This is a genomic window from Roseibium sp. (assembly GCF_965229775.1).
In the GTDB taxonomy this organism is placed as follows: domain Bacteria; phylum Pseudomonadota; class Alphaproteobacteria; order Rhizobiales; family Stappiaceae; genus Roseibium.
In genome coordinates this window covers 186,133-208,094 of the sequence record NZ_OZ245929.1, presented here as the reverse complement: position 1 = coordinate 208,094, position 21,962 = coordinate 186,133, and the positions used below count along the sequence as shown (strand labels likewise).

Here is a 21,962-nt window from a genome sequence, read left to right as displayed (position 1 = left end):
GCGCGAAAAAATCCGGTTCTTTTGTTCACGTTTTTTCCATCAGGAGTGAGGGAATAATCTGTCCCTGCCAACGCGGTCTTGTTTAAGTATCTGAAAAGCATAAGGGAAAATGAAAATCGCCGGTAAAGGAAGGCGTGATTATTGCAAAAGGTTATGGCCCGTATTGGCAATATGAATTTCAACAACCAGGGCCCTCGCAACAGATCCATGAGTGCCGGGCGCCGTCATGCAGAGGGCGTACCCGGGTGACATAACTCATGGAGATTTCCAAATGCTATCTGGGATGCTTGCCGGTCTTCGGGCGCGATTGCTCACGACGTCCACACTGGCACAAGAAACCGTCCGCGACGGCCAGTCGCTGACAAATGGCGTATTCAACAACGCGGTCGTCGACAACACGCCGGCCTTCGTTCTCGACAACGACTTCGCACGCTTCCTGAACTTCGGTCAGGTCACGACCAACAATGCAGCTGCCGCGGTATCGGTGGGCGGCGAAGACGCGCAGGTTTTCAATTTCCGCAACGCCCGCATCGAGGCCAATAGCGGTCCCGACGCCCTCGCGACCGGTATCCAGGTCAGCGGCAGTGCCGTCATAAGGAATTTCGGCAGCGTTGACGGCGACTTCAACGGTGTCCAGTTCGCCGGTGCCCAATCCTCCGGCAGGCTCGATAACTTCCGTGGCGGTGTGATCTCCTCCGACAGCCGTGCGGTCGACATCCAGGGTGAGGGCGTCAGCGTCCGGAACTTCGGAGACATCGTCGGCACGGGCGATCAGCGCAACGGCACGATCTATACCAACAGCACCGCGGAAGACTTTTCGATCGGCAACTTCACGGGTGGCACGATCGACGCCGGTGAAGGCAACCAGGGTGCCGGTATTTCGCTCCAGGTCGGCGACGAATTGAACGACGTCGTTCAGGGCACGATCTTCAACGGTTTCGGTGCCGTCATCCAGGGCCGCGGCGACAGTGCCGCCTCCAACACCCCTCTTGCCGGCGACGGTCTCCGGATTGACGATGGTGCGGAAGGCGCGGTCCTTGAGACGGATATCTTCAACAGCGGTCTCATCAGCACGGAAAGCAACCAGGGCACAACGGCCGGTATCCGGATTGCCGACGGTGTTGCGGCCGAGGGCCGGATCTTCAATTCCGGCACCGGCACGATCGAAGGTCCGCGCAATGGCCTTTACATCGGTGATGCCGAGCACGACCTCAGCGTCCAGAATTTCGGCACGATCCAGTCCGGGAGCCGGGCGGTCAACATCGATGGGTCCGGTGTCGATCTCATCAACGGTGGCGACATTCTCGGTACGGGCGATCAGCGTAACGGCACGATCTATGCCGACGACACGGCGCGCGACTATTCGATCAACAACCTGCCGACCGGCGTCATCGACGCGGGCGAGCACAATGACGGTGCCGGTATTTCCCTGTCGCTTGCGGAAAACGGCAACGGCGATGTTGAAATCGAAAACGCCGGATCGATCAACGGCCGCGGTCAGGCGTCCGCCGGTGCTGGAACGGCCGGCGACGGCATCCGGCTGGAAGGCGTGCGTCTGCCTGAAGGCGGATTTGCGTCGGCACTCTTCACCGGTGCGATCGCCAACTCCGGAGCCGTCACCGCGGAAAGCCAGCAGGGGACCGTCGGTGCATTCCGGGCGGTCAACGGCGTGAATTTCCAGGGGTCCCTGGTCAACGAAGAGAGCGGTGTTTTTGCCGGCGCTCAAAACGGCGTCTATTTCGGAACCGGTGATCATTCCGGCGGATCATTCATCAACCGGGGAACCGTGTCGTCCGACAGCCGGGCACTGAACATCGACGGCGAAGGTCTGGATGTCGTCAACAAGGGCACCATCCTGGCGACAGGCGCGCAGCGCAACGGAACCGTCTACGCTGACGGCACCGCCGACAACTACACCTTCACGAACCATGGCACGGTCGACGCAAGCGGCAACAACGCCTCGGGTGTTTCGCTCCAGACGGGGGATGTTGACGGTGATATCGTCTCGGCGTCCGTCATCAACCAGGGCGCCATCTTCGGCGGCGGGGATGCGACGGAAGGCAACACGGTCGGTGACGGGTTGCGCCTGTTCTCCAACGTGGAAGATGCCGGGTTCGCCGGCCTTGTCGAGAACGAGGGTGTCATTGCCGGGTCCGAAGCCTCGGACGCGGCCGCCGGTATCCGGATCGACGGTGGTCTGGATATTCTGGGCGCCATCATCAACGAAGGCGAGATTTCCGGCAAGGTCAATGCCATCGATGCCCGCGAGGCAGGCGACGTCACGATCGTCAACGACGGCGGCGTCATCAACGGCAATGTCCTGCTCGGCGACGGCGATGATATCTTTGTCGATCTCGGCCTCGTGGACGGTGTTCTCGACGGCGGCGCCGGACGTGACGTGCTGATTGCGGGCGACGGTGACAACATCCTTGTCGGCGGTCTCGGCAACGACTTCCTGGACGGCGGAGAGGGCACCGACACGGCAGACTTCTCGGACCTGGATGTCGCGGTCAATGTGAACCTCGGTGCAAACGGCAACGGAACGGCAACCCGGGACACCGGCTTCACCGTCCGCGTCGACAACGCCGTCGTTGCGGCTCCCGCCCAGTTCGGGTCTGCGATCGCCGATGGTGCGGCGTTCGTTGATCAGGCCGTTGCGGGCAACCTCTATTACAACATCCACACGTCGGATTTTTCCGGAGGTGAGATCAGGGGGCAGCTGCTTGTCGACAGCGACGTCACGGAGCACGGCATCCGCACGATCGAACTCTCCGGAGGACTGGACGCCGCTCAGGAACCCGGACCGCTGTCCGACAGCGAGGCAACCGGCGAGGCAAGCGTGACAATCTTGCAGAACCTGGCAACAGGTGAGGTCACATATTCGAGTGTGCTTGACGTGTCCGGCCTCAACGAGGCCGACCTGCAAACGCCAATCCCCGGCGTTGTGTCGGCCATCCATCTGCACAACGCGCCCGCCGGTCAGAACGGTCCGGTTGTCCAGGATACGCTCGTGGATGCCGGAGCAACGCTCGACGTGGCGGATCAGGTCACCAACACGGGTGTCGTCGGCGAAGACGTCATCGATAACCGGGTTGAGACCGATGTGCTCAGCTCGATCGAAAACGTGATCGGTTCCAACGATGGCGATGTCATCACCGGCAGCGATTTCGACAATGTCCTGAACGGTGCCGGTGGTGATGACCTGCTCGAGGGTGGCGATGGCTCGGACATCTTCGTTGCCAGCCTCGGCGCCGACACCGTCAATGACTTCGAACTGGGCTCGGATCTGATCTCAGGCGGCGACTTTGCCCCTGATTTCGACGTTGCCGAGGTTCTGTCCGGCGCGGTCCAAGATGGCTCGGATGCAGTCCTGTCCTTCGGGTCGGACAGCACGCTGCGCCTGGTCAACATCGACGCGTCGCAACTGAGCGAAGACGACTTCCTCGTCTGAGCCAGTTGCTCAGGGTGGCGGTGGCCGCTGTCGCCACCCTGTGGCCTTCCCGAATACCTGACCCGAACCCCTCGATATGGAGCAAGCACATGTTCCGCAATCTCTCTCCTGTCCGGCAGGCCTGGTCCTCACTCAGCGCCGGTTTTGCCGCAATTGCGCTCTTCAGCATGGCGCTCAACATTCTGGCCCTCGCAGCCCCGCTTTACATGCTTCAGGTCTATGACCGCGTTCTGACCAGCCAGAACATGGATACGCTCATCGCACTCACGCTGCTGCTCGGCGGCGTCCTTGTCGTCACGGGCCTGCTTGACTGGATCCGGCAGCGGATGCTGAACCGGTTGGGTGCAAGATTTGAACTCAAGGTCGGTGTTCCTGTCCTGAACGCGGCGATGCGGCGGAAGGTCCACGGCGGCAGGTCGGACGGCGACAATACCGTCGAAGATGTCAACGGCTTCAGGGACTTCGTCTCCGGAAGCACGCTGCTGGCGTTCTTCGATGCGCCCTGGATCCCGGTCTATATCTGCGTGCTTTACATCCTTCACCCGTATCTGGGTCATCTGGGTCTGGTGGGCGCGACTGTTCTGACAGTTCTTGCGCTGATCAACAATGCGCGCAGTCATGACACGATGATCGAAGCTGCCGAAGCCCGCAGGCGAAGCGATGCACTGTACAGGTCAGGCGAGACGAATGCCGAAATCGTCCATGCCATGGGCATGCGCGGCGATCTTGCCCTCAGATGGCGCGAGCTTCAGGTCGAGGCCCATCAGCTGAAGACCAGGGTCAACGACCGCATTTCGACCTTTTCCGTTTTTTCCAAGACGATCCGGGCGGCCTTGCAGTCCGGCATCCTCGGCCTGGGTGGTGCGCTTGCCATCTCCGGCGAAAGTTCGGCCGGTATCATGATCGCGGCGACGATCGTGCTAGGCAGGGCGCTGGCACCGATCGACCAGTTGATCGGCCAGTGGCGCAGCTTTCTGGCGGCGACCGGTTCCTACGCCAAGCTCAGGAACCTCGTGCATGAATATCCGGCGGACCAGCAACGTCTGCGATTGCCAAGGCCGCAGGTTTCCGTGAGCGTGGCGATCCAGAAAGCCGGGCCTCCGACCGCGCAGACCGCGACCCTGTCGGATATCCGGATGAATCTTCAGGCCGGCGATGCTGTGGCGGTGATCGGGCCGAGCGGGTCGGGCAAGACCACACTCGCCAAGATGCTTGCCGGTGTCTGGGCGCCGCAACGCGGCTCGATCCGGCTCGACGGCAGCCCGACGGCCAAATGGGACCCGGAGGAACTGGGCAGCAATATCGGCTATCTGCCTCAGGACGTCGCCCTGTTCGACGGCACGGTCAGGGAGAACATCGCCCGCTTTGCAGCAGATATCGACGATCGCCTCGCGCTGGAGGCGGCCCTGGCGGCCGACGTGCACGATCTCGTCTCCAATCTGCCGGACGGCTACGAAACCCGCATCGGCAACGGCTATTTCCTGTCCGGCGGACAACGGCAACGGATTGCGCTCGCCCGGGCTCTTTACGGAAATCCGTTTTTGCTGGTGCTCGACGAGCCCAATTCCGACCTCGATTCAACGGGAGAGGCAGCGCTGCAAAAAGCGGTGCGCGCCACCCAGGCGCGCGGCGGTGTCGTCGTGATGATGACCCATCGCCCGAGCACCCTGCAGGTGGTCGACAAGGTGCTCGTGCTCAATCAGGGCGTCCAGACCGCCTTTGGCGCCCGGGATGACGTTTTGCGTGACACGAAGCGGAACGTTCTGCCGGCAAGCCGGCAAAAACGGAATGCAATCAGCGAAGATACCCAGGAAAGGGCAGTCCAATGAAAGACCTGACACTTTCTTCCCAAAGCCGCCACGTCTCTCATCTCGAGCGTCCGGAAAGACCCGGACAAAAATTCGCCGAACCGCGTATCGGCGTGCTTGTCTTCTTCGGGCTCCTGGTCATGACGGCCTTCTTCGGCGGCACGGCCTACTGGGCGCATCAGGCAAAGCTCGACGGGGCGGTGGTCGCAAAGGCGTCTTTCGTCGTCGACGGGAACCGCAAGACGGTTCAGCATCTGGACGGCGGCATCGTTCGAAATCTTCTGGTGACGGATGGCGACTTCGTCGAGGCCGGACAGCCGCTTGTGGTCTTCGACAGCACCGAAGCGGATGTCGACCTCACGGTCCTCAGCAGTCAGATCGGTGAACTGGCGGCACGGCGCGCAAGGTTGCTCGCCCAGATCAGCCAGGCCGACATGTTCCGCAGGAGCGATGTCGCCGTTCTGATCGGGGACAGCGTTCCCGAGGTGTTGTGGGAGAGTTCCTACCTGACCCAAAAGCGGGTTTTCGAAACTGAAGCCAGGGCGCGGGCCAGCGAGAAGACTGTGCTCGATCGCCGGATCACGGCTCTTGAAGACCAGATCCGGGGTCTTGAGGAGCAGCGGCAATCCAACGCCCGGCAGACCCAGATTTCCAATGGAGAGCTGGAGACGCTGCAGCCGCTGTTCGAGAAAGGTCTGGTGACGGCCGTCAGGATGAATTCCATCCGTCTGGACATCGAGCGCCTCGTCGGACTGGACGCCGGTCTCAGGACCGACCAGGCCCGCGCGCGCAACGAAATTGGTGAGCTGGAGCTCAACGCGTTCAGTGCAGAGCAGCAGAGACTTGAATCGGTTTCGGAAAACCTTGCCGCCGTGGAGGCACAGATGGCCGCTGTCGAGCCCCAGTTCAGGGGGGCTGTGGAACGTCAGAAACGCGTGGTCGTCAACGCACCCGTCAGCGGTACGGTGGTCAACATGGCGCTGCACACGCTTGGTGGTGTCGTCCGTCCCGGCGAGGACATACTGGAGCTTGTTCCCCAGAATGAAGAACTCATCGTCGAAGCCCGCATCAACACCTCCGACATCGAGAAACTCTGGATCGGACAGCCTTCCAGGGTCAGGTTGAGCGGGTTCGACCTGGAAGAGGTGCCGGAAGCGAACGGCAAGGTCTACGATGTGTCCGCCGATGCCGTGACCGACGAGAAAACCGGCAACGCCTTCTATGTTGCCAAGGTCAGGCTTGACGCACAGCAGCCCTCCGGCGTGGCCGGGCTGGATCTTGTTCCGGGAATGCCGGCGGACCTGTTCATAACGACAGGGGAGCGTACCGTACTGAGTTACCTGGCGCAGCCGCTCAGCAACAGACTGGTCAGGACCTTCACGGAGTAGGCTGGGGTAAAGGGGCGCTGGTCGCTGACACCGACAGACCACCCGGCGGGGCTCTTCATGGAGAGCCCCGTCCTGCCGAAGTCTACAAGGCCGGGTCCGGTCAGCCGGGATTTTGCCGCAACAGGTCCTCTATTTCCGCGCGGGCAGGCATCGATGGGGCCGTACCCTGCCTGGTGACGGAAATGGATGCCGTTGCGGTCCCGAACCGGATCGCCTCCAGGGGGGACATGCCCTGTGCGAGGCCGGCCGCGAAGCCGCCGTTGAACGCGTCGCCGGCACCTGTCGTCTCAAGGACGGGCCCTGCCGACATGGCGGGAACGTGCACGGCGTCAGCGCCGTCATTAAACAGGCAGCCGTTTTCGCCGAGCGTGATGATCGCAGCCCTTGCGCCGCGCCTGATCAGTTCTTCGGCAGCCTTGGTGGCGTCTTCGACGGTGTGAACGCTCAGACCGGTGATGGCCTCGGTCTCCGATTCGTTCGGTGTGACATAGTCGCAAAGCGCGAGCATGGAATCCGGCAGTTCGGCCGCCGGTGCCGGGTTCAGGATCGTTGTCGCACCGGCATTCCTTGCCACGTCCAACGCGTATTCGGCGGTTTCCAGCGGTTGCTCGAGCTGCGTGAGAAACACCTTGCAGGACTTGAGGGCATCTTTTTGGGCATCAATGTCAGATGGTCCAAGACTGGCCGCGATGCCGGGGCACACGATGATGGCGTTGTCGCCGGTGGCGTCGTCAATAAAGATATAGGCGGCACCGGTGTAACCGTCCGCATGTTGCGAAGCCAGCGATGTCACCCCGGCCTTAGACCATGTTGCCAGGGCCATGTCCGCAAAAGGATCCACTCCGAGTTTGGTCAGCATGCCGACTTTGGCACCGGCCATGCCGGCCGCAACCGCCTGGTTGGAACCTTTGCCACCCGGTCCGAGCGCAAAGGATTTGCCCAGGATGGTCTCACCCATCTTGGGCGGCCGTGACGCACGGTAAGCGGTGTCCGCGACAAAGACACCCAGAATGACGATGTCCAGGCTCATTGATCCGGTCCTATGACGCCCTTGCGCAGCACGAAGCAGCCGTAAAAGCGCCGCTCCCCGCTCTGGATCACGGCATAGCTCTTGCGCGCCAGATCGTAAAACGCGAAGCGTTCGACACCGATCATGGGGCGGGACCCGCCCTCAGCCGTGTCGATCTTTTCCTGGACCTCGCTCTGCACGTCCGGGACCTCATCCGGCGCGCCGACAATTTCCATCCGCATCGCGAAATCGTCGACAAAGGTATCCAGCGGGAGCACGGACAGGATCGCTTCTATCGCCTCGGCGGCACTGAGATTGTCCATCCGCAAAAGCGACCCGTAAACGGTGTTTCTGGCAACGCTGTCCGAAGGGAAATTGGTATCGGAGATGACGATCGCGTCTCCATGGCCCATGGCCCGCAAACAGTGCAGGACATCGGCATTCAGTCTTGGATCAATCCCTTTCAGCATTCCTGGCTCCTCTCTGCTGATACCGGTCTCCGTGGCGCCGCGGATCAAGTCTGGTTATCGTCCGGCCCGGAAACGACCTTTGCTCATGGTTCGATCCTTAGTCCGTCATCGGCCCCGAACAGGTGAAAATGGTCCGTATCGATCCCGAGATGGACCTGATCTCCCGTGGACAGGGCGTGCCGTTCCCTGAAAACCGCCGTCAGTTCCCCGTCCCCGAACTGGAAGACGACATGGATTTCCGGGCCGGTCGGCTCGACAACCCTGACGGTCGCCGGCAGCCCCTTGTCGGCCAGCTGCAGATGCTCCGGGCGCACGCCCAGCCTGACGGCGCGACCGGATTCCAGTCCGCCAAAACCGGGCAGATCCAATACGTTTCCGCCAATGGAGACCTGAACGCTGTCCGTGCCGGACGTCTCAATCTTTCCATCAATGAGGTTCATTGCCGGCGACCCGATGAAGCTGGCAACGAAGCTGTTCTTGGGCCGGTCGTACAAATCAAGCGGGCTTCCGATCTGCTCGACATTGCCGCCGTTCAGGACCACGATCTTGTCGGCCATCGTCATGGCTTCAATTTGGTCGTGGGTGACGTAGACGGTGGTGGTCTGCAGCCGCTGATGCAGTTCCCGGATCTCCGTGCGCATCTGCACGCGCAGCTTGGCGTCCAGGTTCGACAGCGGTTCGTCGAACAGAAACACCTGCGGATCGCGAACGATCGCGCGGCCCATCGCCACCCGCTGGCGCTGTCCACCCGAAAGTGCGCGCGGATAGCGTCCGAGATAGGGCGTGAGACCGAGGATCTCCGCGGCGTCCGCCACGCGTTTCTTGATCGCCGCCTTGTCCATTTTTTTCAGCTTCAGCGAGAACCCCATGTTGGCCTCGACCGTCTTGTGCGGATAAAGCGCATAGGACTGGAACACCATGGCAATGTCGCGCTCGTTAGGCGGCAAATGATTGACCCGGCGCTCCCCGATGTGAATGTCACCAGAGGTGATTTCCTCCAGCCCGGCGATCATGCGCAGAAGAGTTGATTTCCCGCATCCCGACGGTCCGACAAGGACCACGAATTCGCCATCCGTGATCTGCACGTCGATACCGTGAATAACTTCGGTATCGCCATAACTCTTGCGCACTTGCTTGACAGCGACTTCAGCCATTGAGCCTCACAAAGCCGATCCTACCTTCTTCACCGGGTAGCTTATTGTCAGGAATTTGTCCACCTCTGACCCTACTAACATGTTAGCTACTTGACAGCACGTACGCGAATTGGGACGTTACTCATCGGAAGTCTGCTCCGATTGGAAAAGACCTGCCTGCTTTGGAGGAGAGCGCCCGGCAACAAGGGTGCCTTTGCAGGGGTTGGCCAACTTGACGTGTAATGGGAGGAAGTGACGTGAAAGTTAGCGATTACAATACGATAATGCATCGTCAGCTAAACCGGCGCGGTTTGCTCAAGGGTGCCGCGAGCGTGGGTGCGATTGCTGCCGTGAGCTCGGTTGCAACCGGTATCCCTTTCAGTCCGGCCAGGGCCCAGTCGGATCTGCGCGCTGAAATTCTGAAAATTCCGGGCGTCGGCCAGGGGTCGCCAACGGACGCCGACTGGCAGAAGGTCGGCGAGATGTGCCTCGGCCCGACGAAGGAGCGCGTTGCCGAAGGCGAGTTCGAGGGTGTCGAGCTGACCTTCATGGGGCTGAACAACCAGAACCTCCACAATTTCCTGTTTCGCGGTTTCCTGAAGCCGTGGGAGGCCTATACGGGCGCGAAGATCAACTGGGTTGACCTTGCCCAGGCCGACTACAATCCGCGTCTGCAGCAGGCGATCGCAACCGGAACCGTCGATTTCGACATCATCGAGATGGGCGCGCCGTTCGAGGGCGACACGGCCGGCAAGGGCCTTCTCGACGAGATGCCCGACTGGGTCGAAGAGCAGATCGATGCGGAAGATCTCGTGAGCTATCTCAAGCCGCCCGTCGGCACGTGGGATGGCAAGAAATACCGGGTCACCATCGACGGCGACTGCCATACGTTCGCGTACCGGACAGACTATTTCGGCGACGGTGCGATCGGCGGGGCATCGGTTCCCAAAACCTGGCAGGACGTCAATACCGTCACCAAGGCGCTGATCGGCAAGGAAGACCCGCTGACCGGGCTGCCCGCGCACGGATATCTGGATCCGCTCAAGGGCTGGGGCGGCTTCGGCTTCTACTTCCTGGAAAACCGCGCCGCGGTCTATGCCAAGCATCCGGATGATCCGGCCTGGCTGTTCGATCCGGACACGATGACGCCATTGGTCAACAACCCGGCCTGGGTGCAGGCGATCCAGGACGTGCTCGATCTGATCGAGGCCGGCGCCTATCCGGCTGACCAGATCAACGCGGACCCGGGAACGACCGGCTTCCAGCAGTTCCTTGCCGGAACGGGTTCCATGCTGATGTGGTGGGGCGATATCGGCTCAAGTGCACGGACGTCCGATACTTCGGTTGTCGGCGACGTTGTCGGCTTCGGTATCAATCCGGGTTCCGACCGCGTCTACAACAGGAAGTCGGGCGCATGGGAAGAAACCTACAACGAAGCACCGAACATGGCCTATCTCGGCTGGGGCATTTACGTGACCAAGCGGGTGTCCGGCGACGAGAAGAAGCGCAAGGCCGCGTGGAGCGCAGCAGCCCATCTCGGCGGCAAGGACATCAGCCTCTGGATGTCGGCCTACCCGTCGGGCTTCCAGCCTTACCGCAACTCCCACTTCCAGTTCGACGAGTGGGAAGCAGCCGGTTACGACCGGGCCTATATCGAAGACTATCTGGGCTCGAACGCGGACAGCTACAATCATCCGAACGCGGCCATCGAGCCTCGGATCCCGGGCATCTTCCAATACTATTCGGTGGCGGAGGACGAACTGGCCAAAGGCTACGCCGGCCAGTACGGATCGGCTCAGGAAATCGGCGATGCAATCGCGGCGGCCTGGGAAAAGATCACCGACCAGATCGGCCGGGAGAACCAGATCAAGCTTTACAAGGCTTCGCTTGGGCTGTGATTTGAACCAGCGGGCAGGCGCCAGGCGCCTGCCCGCACATCCATGGAATGGCGGGGCAAGACTTTAATGAGTTCCGAAGGCGATCGGCTTCATGTTGTAACCGCCGACGACATTTCCGAACAACGCAAGCGTTTCGGCAGATTTCTGGTCTGGGGTTCAGCAGGCCTGCTGGCACTTGTCGCACTGCTCCAGGCAGCAGACCAGGGCGGCTGGATCGACCTTGGGTTCGCGAACTGGCGGCCAACCCTCTATGCTTATATTTTCTGGGGCATCTGCCTATGCGCGTCGCAGGTGATCACGCGTGGGGAGCATGGCAAGCGCACGCTGTTTGTGCTTCCGGCCACGTTGTTCGTGGTCTCGATGGTCGTGTTTCCGCTCCTATTCGGGCTGGTCATCGCCTTCTCCGACTGGAACCTTGCGTCGCCCGACGGGCGGAAATTCAACGGAATAGACAATCTGCGGCAAATGTGGAGTGACCCGTTCTACTGGAACGCGCTGCGCAACATGGTCTGGTACACGCTCGCGATCATCGTGGAGTATGCCATCGCCTTCGGTCTCGCCCTGCTGCTGAACGCGGAAATCAGGGCGCGCAAGTTCTTTCGTGTGGCGTTCCTGCTGCCGCTCATGCTGTCCCCGGTTGCGGTTTCCTGGATGATCGGGAAATCGATGCTGGAGAACCGGTTCGGGCCCGTGGCCAGGCTGTTGCGGGAGCTCGGCGTGGACAATCCCTCGTTCTTTTCGTCTCCCGAAATCGCCCAGCTGATGATCATGCTGATGGATGCCTGGACGTATATTCCCTTCATGATGATCATGATCCTTGCGGGCCTGCAGGCGATCCCGCGGGAGCTTAACGAAGCGGCGCGCGTTGACGGGGCTGGCGCGTGGACCCAGTTCTGGGAAGTCACGTTCCCGCTCATGCTGCCGGTTTCCATCACCGCGATCCTGATCCGGATCATCTTCAAGCTGAAGCTTGCGGACATCATCATCAACGTTACGTCCGGAGGTCCCGGCGGGGCGACGGACAGCGTGACGAGCTTCATTTTCCGGGAGTATCGCGACCGGTCCAATGTCGGTTACGGAACGCTCCTTGCCATTGTCTATCTGGTCATCATCGTCATCGCCATGACCCTTCTGATCAAGGCGGCGGACCGTTGGATGCGCCCGAGGTATTGAGATGACGACCCAGATATTCCACGACACAGACGCCGACAAGGCCTTCAGGGCCAAACGGATTTCGGGACGAATTCTGATTTACGGGATCCTGATCATCTGGGCGTTCATTTCGATCTTTCCGATCTACTGGACGATCACCACGAGCTTCAAGATGGCGCCCGACGTCATGAAGGGGAACATGGTGCCCTGGTGGGATTACATCCCCAAGTGGCTCGGATGGCGCTCGCTCGGACTGTCGCCCGACACCATTGCGAACGAGAGCACGGTGCGCGAAGAGTTCCTGAAAAGGTTCTGGAACTCGACCGTCGTCGCGGTCTCCGCCTCCACGCTTGCGGTCATGCTGGGCAGCATGACCGCCTATGGCCTGTCGCGGTTCAACTACCGTTTCGGCTTCATGCGCAACCCGGACATTTCATTCTTCTTCCTGAGCCAGCTCATTTTGCCGCCGGTCGTTCTCGCGCTGCCGTTCCTGGTGCTCTACAAGTCGCTCGCAATGCTGGATACGCGCATAGGCCTCATTCTGCTCTATACGCTGACCGTTCTGCCCATCGTCATCTGGATCATGCGGGATCAGTTCGGCTCCATACCGACCGAGCTCGAAGAAGCGGCGCTCGTCGACGGCTTGTCGATATGGGGCGCGTTCCTGACCATCATCCTGCCCATCGCGGCGCCCGGCATGGTGGCATCGTTCATCCTGTCGCTCGTTCTGACGTGGAACGAATATTTCTTCGCCGCACTCCTGACGTCGAGCCACGCCACGACGCTGCCGGTGATGGTTGCGAGCCAGACCGGATCGCAGGGCATAAGCTGGTGGTCCATGGCGGCCCTCAGCTTCGCGGCCATTCTGCCACTTATCATCATCGGCATCGCGCTGGAGCGCTTTATTATCAAGGGTATGGCTGCCGGTGCGGTGAAATGACCGGCAGCGTCAGTTCGAACGGCTCGCCCGTCTAACCGAGCTCGGCGGCAATATCCCTGGTTTGCTCGTAGAGCCTGCGGAACAGCGGATAGGCCTTGCGGTAGCTTTGAACCTCGTTCGGATGGATCGTCTGCGAGACCGGATTCCACGCGGCAATGTCGTCGATCCGTGCTTGGCCGATCGCCAGCCGGGCCAGGAATGCGTCGCCGTAGCTCGCGCCGACGGTTTTCTGGCAGACGATCTGGCTCAGCCCGGATGTGTCGGACGTGCCCTGCAGCCACACGGCGTTTTTCGTCCCGCCACCGACGGCGAGGATGCGCGCAGGTTCGACACCGGCCTCCCGGTATGTCTCGACGACATGGGCCGTTCCAAAGGTGATCCCTTCAAGAAGGGCCCTGTACATGTGCCCGCGCGTATGGGTCAGGTTCAGACCGAAAAAGGCCCCCTTTGCATGCGGATCATGCAAGGGCGTCCGCTCCCCGGAAAAATACGGCAAGAAAAGCAGCCCGTCCGCGCCCGGGGCAATCGCCTCCGCTTCCTGCGCGAGTGTCAGGAACGCAGTCTCCTTCGGCAGTTCGCGCGCGAATTGATCGCGAAACCAGTGCGTCAGCGTTCCGGAGGTCGCAAGCCCTGCCATCGACGCGTGCTGACCGGGAAACAGCCAGGGCGCATACCAGAGCCGCCCATCCTGAACACGGTCCTCGGTCAACGTGATGATGAAGATGGTCGATCCGTACATCATCATCATGTCGCCGTTCGACCGGACACCGACACTGAGGGCCTCGGCAGCCGCGTCGATCGTTCCCGCTGTGACGGGCGTTCCTTCGGCAAGGCCGGTTTCCGCTGCGGCTTTCGAGGTCACGCGGCCGGCGATCTCCGACGACCACAGCAATCGCGGCAGCTTGTCTGGCTGAAGGATTTCCGGGGCCAGATCGAAGCACCAGTCTTGCGTGGTCACGTCATAGAGAGGGGAAAAATTCGCGGCCGTGTAGTGGTCGATCACGTATTCACCGGTCAGCCGATGAACGATGAAGCTGGTCGATGTCAGTATCTTGTGCGCTTGTTTATAGATCTCCGGACGATTGTTTTTCAGCCACAGGATCTTCGGGCCGACCGACTGGGATGTGAGCGCGTTGCCGCACCGTTGCAGCAGAACGTCATTGCCGATCCGGCCGGTGAGATCGGACACCTCGCGCATGGCCCTGGTGTCGACGCCGTAAAGCACACCGTTCATCAGCGGCGAGCCGTCCTCGCCGACCGGCAGCATGCAGGGGCCGATCGCCGAGCAGGCGACGCATTTGATCTGATCGCCGTTGACGCCCGCTTGCCGGATGAGGTCCCTGGTAACCGTGACAAAGTCGCCCCACCAGTCCTCTTCCGGCCGGTGTTCCGCCCAGCCGGGCTGCGGCACGGTCATTTCGTGGGCGTGGCGCGCGGTGGCGGCAACGTTGCCGGTCGCATCAACCAGAACGCCCTTGGTTTCATAGGTGCCGATATCCACGCCGAGGGTGTAGGTCATGCGCCGCGCTCCAGCCTGGTTTCCGGTGTGATGTGTTCCAGCGCGGTGCACAAAAGTCTGGCCAGATCCTCAAGATCGCTGATCTGGCACACTTCCAGCGAGGAGTGGCTGTACCGCATGGGAAAACCGACATCGATCGACGCCACGCCTTCTCCCACAAGCTGCACGTAGCTGAGATCGGTCAGAACGCCGACCTGTGCCGATCGCTGCAGCGGCATTTGAAGCTCCTTGGCGGCACCTTCGAAAACGGTGACGAGCGCGGGATGCGGCAGCACGCCGTTCAGCGTTCCGCGTCCGTGAAAACTGTAGAGGCTGATACCGGGTCCGCCGCCGAGACGCATCTCGCCCACAGCCGACATGTCCGGCGTGTCGCACGCCAGCATGAGATCAATCTGTATCGCGATATCCGGCTTCAGGCTCTGGGCGGCAACGACGGCACCGCGTAGATTGAATTCCTCCTGCGTGGAGAACACGGCATGCACCATCGGTCCGTCCTGCCGCCCGGCGAGCGACCTGGCGACCTCCAGAAGCACCGCGCATCCGGCCCTGTCGTCTATCGCCGTGCCGGCAACGCGGCCGCCGGCAAGGTGCATGTAGTTTGGTGCGTAGGTGACCGGTGTCCCGATCTGGATGCCGTCCGCCTCTGCGTCAGCCCTGCTCGCATAGCCGGCGTCGATGTAAAGGTCGGCTGCCTTGGGAACCGTGTATTTTTCGTCGGGTTGGGTGGCATGGTGGCTCTTGTTCGCAATCACGCCGGGGATGTCCCTGCCGTTCGGCACGGACAGAACGACGGCCTGCGACAGCAGGGCACGCTCGGGCACACCGCCGAGCCTTTGAACCCTGATCAGGCCGGTCTCCTCGACCTTCCTGACCACGAATCCCAACTGGTCCATGTGGGTGAACAGCATCACCGACGGCCCGGTTCCCGGGAACGTTGCGATCAGGTTGCCCAGGCGGTCCGTCCTGCAAGGGACCGGCATTCTGGCGGAAATCTCGCGGGCGACGCGGTCTTCATGGCCGGACAGACCCGGGATCATGACAAGTGCCTGGAGGTCTTCGCTGATCATCGGGCGGCCCTCGCACGATCCATGAACTGCTTGGCGCGATCCGGGTCAACCGGATTCCAGGTGTTGCCGTCCACTTTCAGGCTGGAGCCGACGACACATCCGTCAGCAATGCGAAGAACGTCGGCGACCGTGTGAAGTTTCACGCCCGTGTTGGCCAGAACGGGGGTGTCCGGAAGAGCGGTCTTCACGGCTTCCAGATCCTCCATGCGCGCAGCTTCCCCGGTGATCTGGCCCGAAACGAGAATGGCGTCCGGGATCGAGGAAAAAACCGCGGACCGGGCGCGATCGGCGAGGGAGCGACGATCGAGGCTGTCGGCAAATTCGGCGCAGACATTGTAGAGCATCAGGAGATCGTCCTTTTCCAGGCGCTTTCGATAGCGCAGGGCCTCACCGGCGTCAGGTGCCCAGTGCCCCATGTCGCTGGCATAGGTGCCGGTGAAGATCTCACGGCAGAAGGTTGCGCCACACGCGGCAGCGAGCGCGATCGTGCTCTTCGGGTCCCAAAGAACGTTGACCCCGAAAGGAACGGTAATCTGGTCCCTGAGTCGGCCGATCACATAGGCCATCGTGGCCGTGCTCGCAGTGTCCACGGAAAACTCGTAGGGGCGGTCATTCTCATTGCCGAACATGACGGCATCCACGCCAGCTGCCTGAAGGGCGTGAAGATCGGCTTCGGCATCGCTTAGCAGGCCGGAGAGACCGCGTTCCGCGTCATAAAGCGGTGTTCCGGGTAACGCGCCGAAATGAACCATGGCGATAACGGGTTTGGGGGTTCCAAAAACAGTCTCGAAATTCGCCATCAAGTTTCCTCCACGCAGTCCTGCAGCCGAATTTGAGGGTGCAGTCTAGCTCATTTGATACTAGCATGTCAGTTAAAAGGAGGCATGCTATGGCGTTGCAGACCAGACATTGGGACAGGATCGACAACGGGGGTGTCACGGTAACGGAACTCGGATTCGGAACCGCGCCCCTCGGCAACCTGTACAGGGCGATCCCGGACCGGGACGCTCAGGAGATACTGGCGGCTTCCTGGGACGCCGGTGTGCGCTACTTCGACACCGCTCCGCTCTATGGACTTGGTCTCTCGGAGACCCGCCTCAATCCGTTTCTGCGCGGTAAGGATCGGGACAGTTATGTCCTGTCGACGAAGATCGGCAGGATCCTGGCGGCGACGCGCCCCGAGGATCGGGACGGGTTCGGAAAATGGTTCGACGTGCCCGCCAGACGGGAGATCTATGACTACACCTATGACGGGGTGATGCGCTCGATCGAATTCAGCCTGGAACGGCTCGGAATTGACCGCATCGACATCCTGTTTGCTCACGATCTGGATATTTTCAATCACGGCACGCAGGACGCGCTCGATGCCAAGCTGAACGAGTTCATGAATGGCGGATACAAGGCGCTGCTTTCGCTTCGGGAGCAGGGAACGATCAAGGCATTCGGTGCGGGCGTGAACGAATGGCAACCCTGCCAGTGGATGGCCGAACGCGGCGATTTCGACATCTTCCTTCTGGCAGGGAGATACACGCTGCTCGAGCAGGAGGCCTTGACCAGCTTTCTGCCGCTTTGCGAGGCGCGCAACATCGGTATCGTCATCGGCGGCCCCTATAACTCCGGCATCCTCGCGACGGGAGCGAAACCGGGCGCTTTTTACAACTACGACCCGGCTCCCGAAGACGTGCTCGAAAGGGTTCGCGCGATCCAGAATATCTGTGACCGCCACGGCGTTCGCCTGGTGGATGCCGCATTTCAGTTTCCACTCCGGCACCCATCGGTGATTTCGGTCATCCCGGGAGGACAGGGTGTCAGCGAAATGGAGAGCAATCTCAAGGCGGAAAGCGCCGACATCCCCGAGGCACTTTGGGCCGACCTGAAAAGCGAGGGTCTGGTGCGCGAAGACGCCCCGTGATCGATCAGGGAGTTGCCCGGTTCCTTGAGACGTGATCGGCCGCCGCTTCCTGAGCTCTTCCGATCGCCGTACCGAAAGGCGCACCGTCGACGTGTGCGGCGGCGAAGGTGCCGACAAAAACGTCGCCCGCGCCGTGGGTGGAGCGGACAGTCGTTTTCCAGGCCGGTTGATGTTCCGGTGTTTCGCCTCTTTGCGCGAAGATCACGCCGTCGCCGCCAAGTGTCACCACGATATCCGATCCGGGGGCAAGGCCCTGAAGTGCACGGACACTCTCGGGCGGATCGAGTTCCGCCGGATCGCGGCCCAGCAGATCCGAAGCCTCGACGCGGTTGACGATCAGCACGTTCACGCCTTCCAGGTCCGCGCCGGTGAGGCCGAGGGCCGGGGCGGCATTGAGCACGACCGGAACATCGGCCTGATGCGCCTTTGCTTTGATCTCAAGCAAAGCGGCATGGGTCAGCTCATTCTGCATGAGCACCATTCGGCATCCGCCCGGGATGGTCAGCAGCCCGGTGTCGAACTTGTGGTTCTCCGCGGAAACGATCACGGCGCCGTAGTTGCCGTCTCCGTCGACGATCGCGGCACTCATTCCCGAAGCGCCCGGCCCGACCTGCAGTTCCGATATGTCAATCCCGGCGTTCATCAATCTGCGTCTCATCTCCGCGCCGGCCTGATCCGATCCGATCCGCCCCGCGAAGGCGACATCTGCCCCGGCAAGGGCCGCCGCGATGGCCTGGTTGCCGCCCTTGCCGCCGAACTGATAGGCGACGGAGGACCCCTTCAAGGTCTCGTCGATATGCGGCAGCCTGGGCGCGTTCACCACGACATCCCAATGCAGTGCCCCTGTAACCAGGATCGTCATGCCCCGTACAACTTCCGGGCAACAATCCTCTGCGAGATCGCAGCGTCCTGCCGGCTGATCGCGTCGCCGAGTTCGGCGTCGTCCGACAAGCTCTCCGCCACGTCCAGGAGCCGGTCGGTCATGATGACATTCGTGCGTGCCTCCTCGATCGGGTTCAGGCCGCCCATGTCGGGAAACGTGTCGAAGTAGATCACATCCGTCTGGTTCGCCCGCAGCATCGCGATCAGGAGTTCGACTGTCTGGATGGCGTGAACGGACCCGACCATCAGGCCGTCGTCGCGTTTGCCGTAGCCGTCGTTCAGGTGCAGACCGATCATCCGGGAATGGCGCGCAATCAACGCGGCCGAACAGGCGGGCATTTCGTCTGCATAAAGGACATGCGCGAAATCGAGCGTCACGCCGAGATTGGCGGCGTTGACTTCCCTGCAGGCGAGCAATGTCGTGCCGATGTCCGGCATGAGGGAAAACGCCCGCGGTTCGTTGGGCTTGTATTCTATGGCGATATCAAGCCCGGTGTTGTGCGCGCACACGTCCCGGATCGCATCTATCGTATGCTCCCAGGCCGCGGCATAGTCCATCTGGAAGGCGTAGTCGAAGCCGTCCTGTCCCATCCAGAGCGTGACGACCCTGCCGCCCATCCGGGCGCAGGCGTCCATTCCCCTTTTGGTGATGTCGATGGCGGCCTGCCGGACCGACGGGTCTGGATGGGTAAAGGCTCCGAGCTTGAATGCCGGCTCGGAATAGTAGCGCATCGCAATGCCGTTCAATTCCAGTTCCGCATCATTCAAGGCACCCTTGACGGCGTCCTCGCCGTGTTTCGAAACGTGATCCGGATAGTTCAGGTCGGCTGCACCAAGTCCTTCGACCTGTCCTGCGGCAGCGATCCAATCGCATATATCGGATCCCGGCGAGAGCTGTTTGAAGGCATTCAGGCGGGCGGCGTAGCGAGGACGATTGGGGCGTGTCATGGTCGAGAAAAAAGCTCCGGCCGGTCGCGTTCTACCGCCTCAAGGTGGCGGATGAGCTGGCTCAGGTGAAACTCCGTTGCGGCTCTGGCAGCGTGCGGGTCGCGTGCTGCAAGCGCTTCGACGATCGCGGTGTGCTCTTCGAGCGTGTCTGAAACCCGCCTCGGGTTGGGCAAGACAAGCTGGCGGGCCCGGTTGACATGCAGCCAGCTGGTCTCGGCGATGGATGCCAGGCGTCTGAAATGGGTGAAGCCCATGATCAGATTGTGCATCGCGGTGTCGGACTTGTAAAATCCCTGAATGTCCTGATCCTCCACAAGTCCCTGCTGTACCTTAAGGTTTCGTCGCAGAAGCGTGACCTGATCTTCGGTGATGATCTGGGCGACATATTCGACGGCAGCCAGTTCGAAAGCCTCCCTGATAAATGCGCCCTCGCGCACCTCGTCCATGGACAGTTGAGCCACATAGGTGCCCGACTGCGGCATGACCCTGAGCAATCCTTCCGCGGCCAGTCTCGCCACGGCTTCGGAAACGGGGCTCCGGGAGATGCCGAGCTGGTCACATATCTCGGCCTTGCGCAGGACCTCACCGGGTTCGTAAGCCAGGGTGAGGATCGCGTCTTTCAGGCTCATGTAAACGCGAGACGACAGACTGCCCTCGTACTCTGACAAAGGTGTCAACAGAACGGTGCCGGAGGTCTCCATATCTGTGGCCGTCGTCTCGATCATTGGTATACTAACATGCTACCTGTCGCTCGAAACCCGGGCAAGGGTGTTTGTCGATTGTTTGCCGCAGCGTTTTGAATCCAGGCGTGCCCCGGCGATGATCGCCGCCGCAGCTTCGATCCCGTCTGTGGTCGCAAACCGGCGCGGAGCGTGCGTTGAGATGACACGGGGCGTGTGACAGATTTGAAATAAGCGCGTCGTTCAACCGGTCCGCAAGCGAACGCCAGGTGACGCCGCTTCCATGGGGAACTATGTGCGTGAGACACATTGCGGTCATAGACATCGGCAAGACGAACGCCAAGGTCGGCGTGGTGGACGCCATCCATGGCGCCGAAATTGACATAGCGACGCAGCCGAATACCGTCCTCGCCGAACCGCCCTATCCGCACTATGACCTTCAGGGCCTCTGGAGCTTCATCGTCGATGCGCTTGCAAGGCACAACGGAAACTACGGTATCGATGCGATCTCGATCGCGACGCATGGCGCCAGCATCGTTCTTCTGGACAGGGACGGAAACCTGGCTGTGCCGATGCTGGACTACGAGTTTGCCGGGCCCGATGACCTTTCGGCAGGCTACGATGCCATTCGCCCGGACTTTCAGGAAACGGGATCGCCGCGCCTTCCGCTCGGACTGAATGTCGGTGCCCAGATCTACTGGCAACTCGATCGCGATGCTGACCTGCTGGACCGCATCGCCAGCGTCGTCACGTATCCCCAGTACTGGTCCTACAAGCTGACGGGTGCGAAGAACACGGAAATGACGTCACTTGGCGCCCACACGGACCTCTGGAACCCGCAGGACCGCCGCTTCTCATCCCTGGTTCGGCGCCTGGGACTTGCCGACAAGATGGCGCCGGCTCAGATCGCGGCCAGATGCACGCACCTGCTGAGACCGGACATCGCCGCTCTCACGGGTCTTCGGGCGGGCATACCGGTTGCCAGCGGCATTCACGATTCCAATGCGTCGCTCTATCCATACCTCCTCGCCCTGAAAGGTGCTTTTTCAGTCGTATCGACAGGAACATGGGTGATTTCCTTTGCGGTCGGCGGACGCGGGAAGGACCTGTCTCCGGAACGCGACACCCTGCTGAACGTGAACGCGTTCGGAGACCCCGTCCCGTCGGCACGGTTCATGGGCGGACGGGAGTTTGACCTGGTGATGAAGGAAGGAGCCCGTCACGCCTCCGAAGAGGATGTGTCCCGCGTTCTGGCGCACCCAATCCAGCTTTATCCTGCGGTCGATCCGCTGTCGGGACCCTTTCAGGGCGCCCGGGCAGGCTGGAGCGTGGACGAAAGCGCACTCACCGACGGCGAACGGTATGCGGCCGCATCTTTCTACCTTGCGCTGGTGACGAGCCGGTGCCTGGAGCTCATCGGTGCTGAAGGGCCGACGATCGTGGAGGGCCCGTTTGCAAGGAATGATCTGTTCATGAAGATGCTTGAAGCCGCGACCGCCCGTATTGCCGCAGGTTCGGACGTCTCGACCACCGGCACGGGTCTCGGAGCCGCCTTGCTGGTCTCCGACACGTTGAAGAACCCGGTTGAGCCGGTGGACAGGACCGGAGTTGTTACTGCGGATCCCGCATATACGGCCTATGCGCGGAGCTGGTTTCACAAGGTTGGCACGAGCCGCGCCTGAGGTGAGACGATATTCGATGCGTG

At 61.3% G+C, this 21,962-nt stretch carries 17 protein-coding genes; 8 read left to right on the top strand and 9 right to left on the bottom strand.

Translation table 11 applies throughout. From position 1 onward, the window contains the following. The first annotated feature begins 271 nt into the window (after positions 1-271). The 3 genes from ACO07N_RS00950 (at position 272) to ACO07N_RS00940 (ending at position 6,647) form a co-directional block, all read left to right on the top strand. Complete coding sequence (locus ACO07N_RS00950) at positions 272-3,451, top strand: beta strand repeat-containing protein (RefSeq protein WP_421979222.1); 3,180 nt, start codon at positions 272-274, stop codon at positions 3,449-3,451. Between the two features lie 89 nt (positions 3,452-3,540). Further along, positions 3,541-5,280 carry a type I secretion system permease/ATPase gene (locus ACO07N_RS00945; protein ID WP_421979221.1) on the top strand — a complete coding sequence of 580 codons (1,740 nt, stop codon included), beginning with the start codon at positions 3,541-3,543 and terminating at the stop codon, positions 5,278-5,280. Continuing rightward, complete coding sequence (locus ACO07N_RS00940) at positions 5,277-6,647, top strand: HlyD family type I secretion periplasmic adaptor subunit (protein ID WP_421979220.1); 1,371 nt, start codon at positions 5,277-5,279, stop codon at positions 6,645-6,647. The genes ACO07N_RS00945 and ACO07N_RS00940 overlap by 4 nt, the downstream gene beginning before the upstream one ends. A gap of 100 nt (positions 6,648-6,747) precedes the next feature. On the opposite strand, the gene rbsK is transcribed toward ACO07N_RS00940, so the two are convergent. The 3 genes from rbsK to ACO07N_RS00925 form a co-directional block, all read right to left on the bottom strand. After that, on the bottom strand, positions 6,748-7,677 hold the full coding sequence (rbsK, locus tag ACO07N_RS00935; RefSeq protein ID WP_421979219.1) for a ribokinase: 930 nt from the start codon (positions 7,675-7,677) through the stop codon (positions 6,748-6,750). After that, positions 7,674-8,126: an RbsD/FucU family protein gene (locus ACO07N_RS00930; RefSeq protein ID WP_421979218.1), complete on the bottom strand. Its 453-nt coding sequence runs from the start codon at positions 8,124-8,126 to the stop codon at positions 7,674-7,676. Before ACO07N_RS00930 ends, rbsK begins: the two co-directional genes overlap by 4 nt. Before the next feature lie 83 nt (positions 8,127-8,209). Continuing rightward, complete coding sequence (locus ACO07N_RS00925) at positions 8,210-9,280, bottom strand: ABC transporter ATP-binding protein (protein WP_421979217.1); 1,071 nt, start codon at positions 9,278-9,280, stop codon at positions 8,210-8,212. A gap of 263 nt (positions 9,281-9,543) precedes the next feature. On the opposite strand from ACO07N_RS00925, the gene ACO07N_RS00920 reads away from it, so the two are divergent. From ACO07N_RS00920 to ACO07N_RS00910, 3 genes are all read left to right on the top strand, one after another. Then, positions 9,544-11,157, top strand: a complete 1,614-nt coding sequence (locus tag ACO07N_RS00920; RefSeq protein ID WP_421979216.1) for an extracellular solute-binding protein — start codon at positions 9,544-9,546, stop codon at positions 11,155-11,157. Between the two features lie 66 nt (positions 11,158-11,223). Further along, the gene (locus ACO07N_RS00915; RefSeq protein ID WP_421979215.1) at positions 11,224-12,330 is read left to right on the top strand and encodes a carbohydrate ABC transporter permease; all 1,107 of its coding nucleotides are present in this window, start codon (positions 11,224-11,226) and stop codon (positions 12,328-12,330) included. Between the two features lies 1 nt (position 12,331). Further along, on the top strand, positions 12,332-13,249 hold the full coding sequence (locus ACO07N_RS00910; RefSeq protein ID WP_421979214.1) for a carbohydrate ABC transporter permease: 918 nt from the start codon (positions 12,332-12,334) through the stop codon (positions 13,247-13,249). 31 nt (positions 13,250-13,280) lie between these two features. On the opposite strand, the gene ACO07N_RS00905 is transcribed toward ACO07N_RS00910, so the two are convergent. Genes ACO07N_RS00905 through ACO07N_RS00895 form a run of 3 tightly spaced genes read right to left on the bottom strand, consistent with a single transcriptional unit; the run spans position 13,281 to position 16,635 of the window. Further along, positions 13,281-14,768: an FGGY-family carbohydrate kinase gene (locus ACO07N_RS00905; protein ID WP_421979213.1), complete on the bottom strand. Its 1,488-nt coding sequence runs from the start codon at positions 14,766-14,768 to the stop codon at positions 13,281-13,283. After that, a complete protein-coding gene (locus tag ACO07N_RS00900) occupies positions 14,765-15,835 on the bottom strand; it encodes a M42 family metallopeptidase (RefSeq protein ID WP_421979212.1) in 1,071 nt (356 codons plus the stop codon). The genes ACO07N_RS00905 and ACO07N_RS00900 overlap by 4 nt, the downstream gene beginning before the upstream one ends. Continuing rightward, positions 15,832-16,635, bottom strand: coding sequence for a BtpA/SgcQ family protein (locus ACO07N_RS00895; protein ID WP_421979211.1), 804 nt, complete (start codon positions 16,633-16,635; stop codon positions 15,832-15,834). The genes ACO07N_RS00900 and ACO07N_RS00895 overlap by 4 nt, the downstream gene beginning before the upstream one ends. Before the next feature lie 95 nt (positions 16,636-16,730). On the opposite strand from ACO07N_RS00895, the gene ACO07N_RS00890 reads away from it, so the two are divergent. After that, positions 16,731-17,747 carry an aldo/keto reductase gene (locus ACO07N_RS00890; RefSeq protein ID WP_421984361.1) on the top strand — a complete coding sequence of 339 codons (1,017 nt, stop codon included), beginning with the start codon at positions 16,731-16,733 and terminating at the stop codon, positions 17,745-17,747. 4 nt (positions 17,748-17,751) lie between these two features. On the opposite strand, the gene ACO07N_RS00885 is transcribed toward ACO07N_RS00890, so the two are convergent. Genes ACO07N_RS00885 through ACO07N_RS00875 form a run of 3 tightly spaced genes read right to left on the bottom strand, consistent with a single transcriptional unit; the run spans position 17,752 to position 20,302 of the window. Next, on the bottom strand, positions 17,752-18,609 hold the full coding sequence (locus tag ACO07N_RS00885) for a PfkB family carbohydrate kinase (RefSeq protein WP_421979210.1): 858 nt from the start codon (positions 18,607-18,609) through the stop codon (positions 17,752-17,754). After that, positions 18,606-19,577, bottom strand: a complete 972-nt coding sequence (locus ACO07N_RS00880) for a sugar phosphate isomerase/epimerase family protein (protein ID WP_421979209.1) — start codon at positions 19,575-19,577, stop codon at positions 18,606-18,608. Before ACO07N_RS00880 ends, ACO07N_RS00885 begins: the two co-directional genes overlap by 4 nt. After that, positions 19,574-20,302 (bottom strand): GntR family transcriptional regulator, encoded by a 729-nt coding sequence (locus ACO07N_RS00875; protein WP_421979208.1) that lies wholly within the window; start codon positions 20,300-20,302, stop codon positions 19,574-19,576. The genes ACO07N_RS00880 and ACO07N_RS00875 overlap by 4 nt, the downstream gene beginning before the upstream one ends. Positions 20,303-20,550: 248 nt before the next feature. Here ACO07N_RS00875 and ACO07N_RS00870 point away from each other — a divergent pair, with 248 nt between their 5' ends. Continuing rightward, positions 20,551-21,939: an FGGY-family carbohydrate kinase gene (locus ACO07N_RS00870; RefSeq protein WP_421979207.1), complete on the top strand. Its 1,389-nt coding sequence runs from the start codon at positions 20,551-20,553 to the stop codon at positions 21,937-21,939. Positions 21,940-21,962 lie beyond the last annotated feature (23 nt).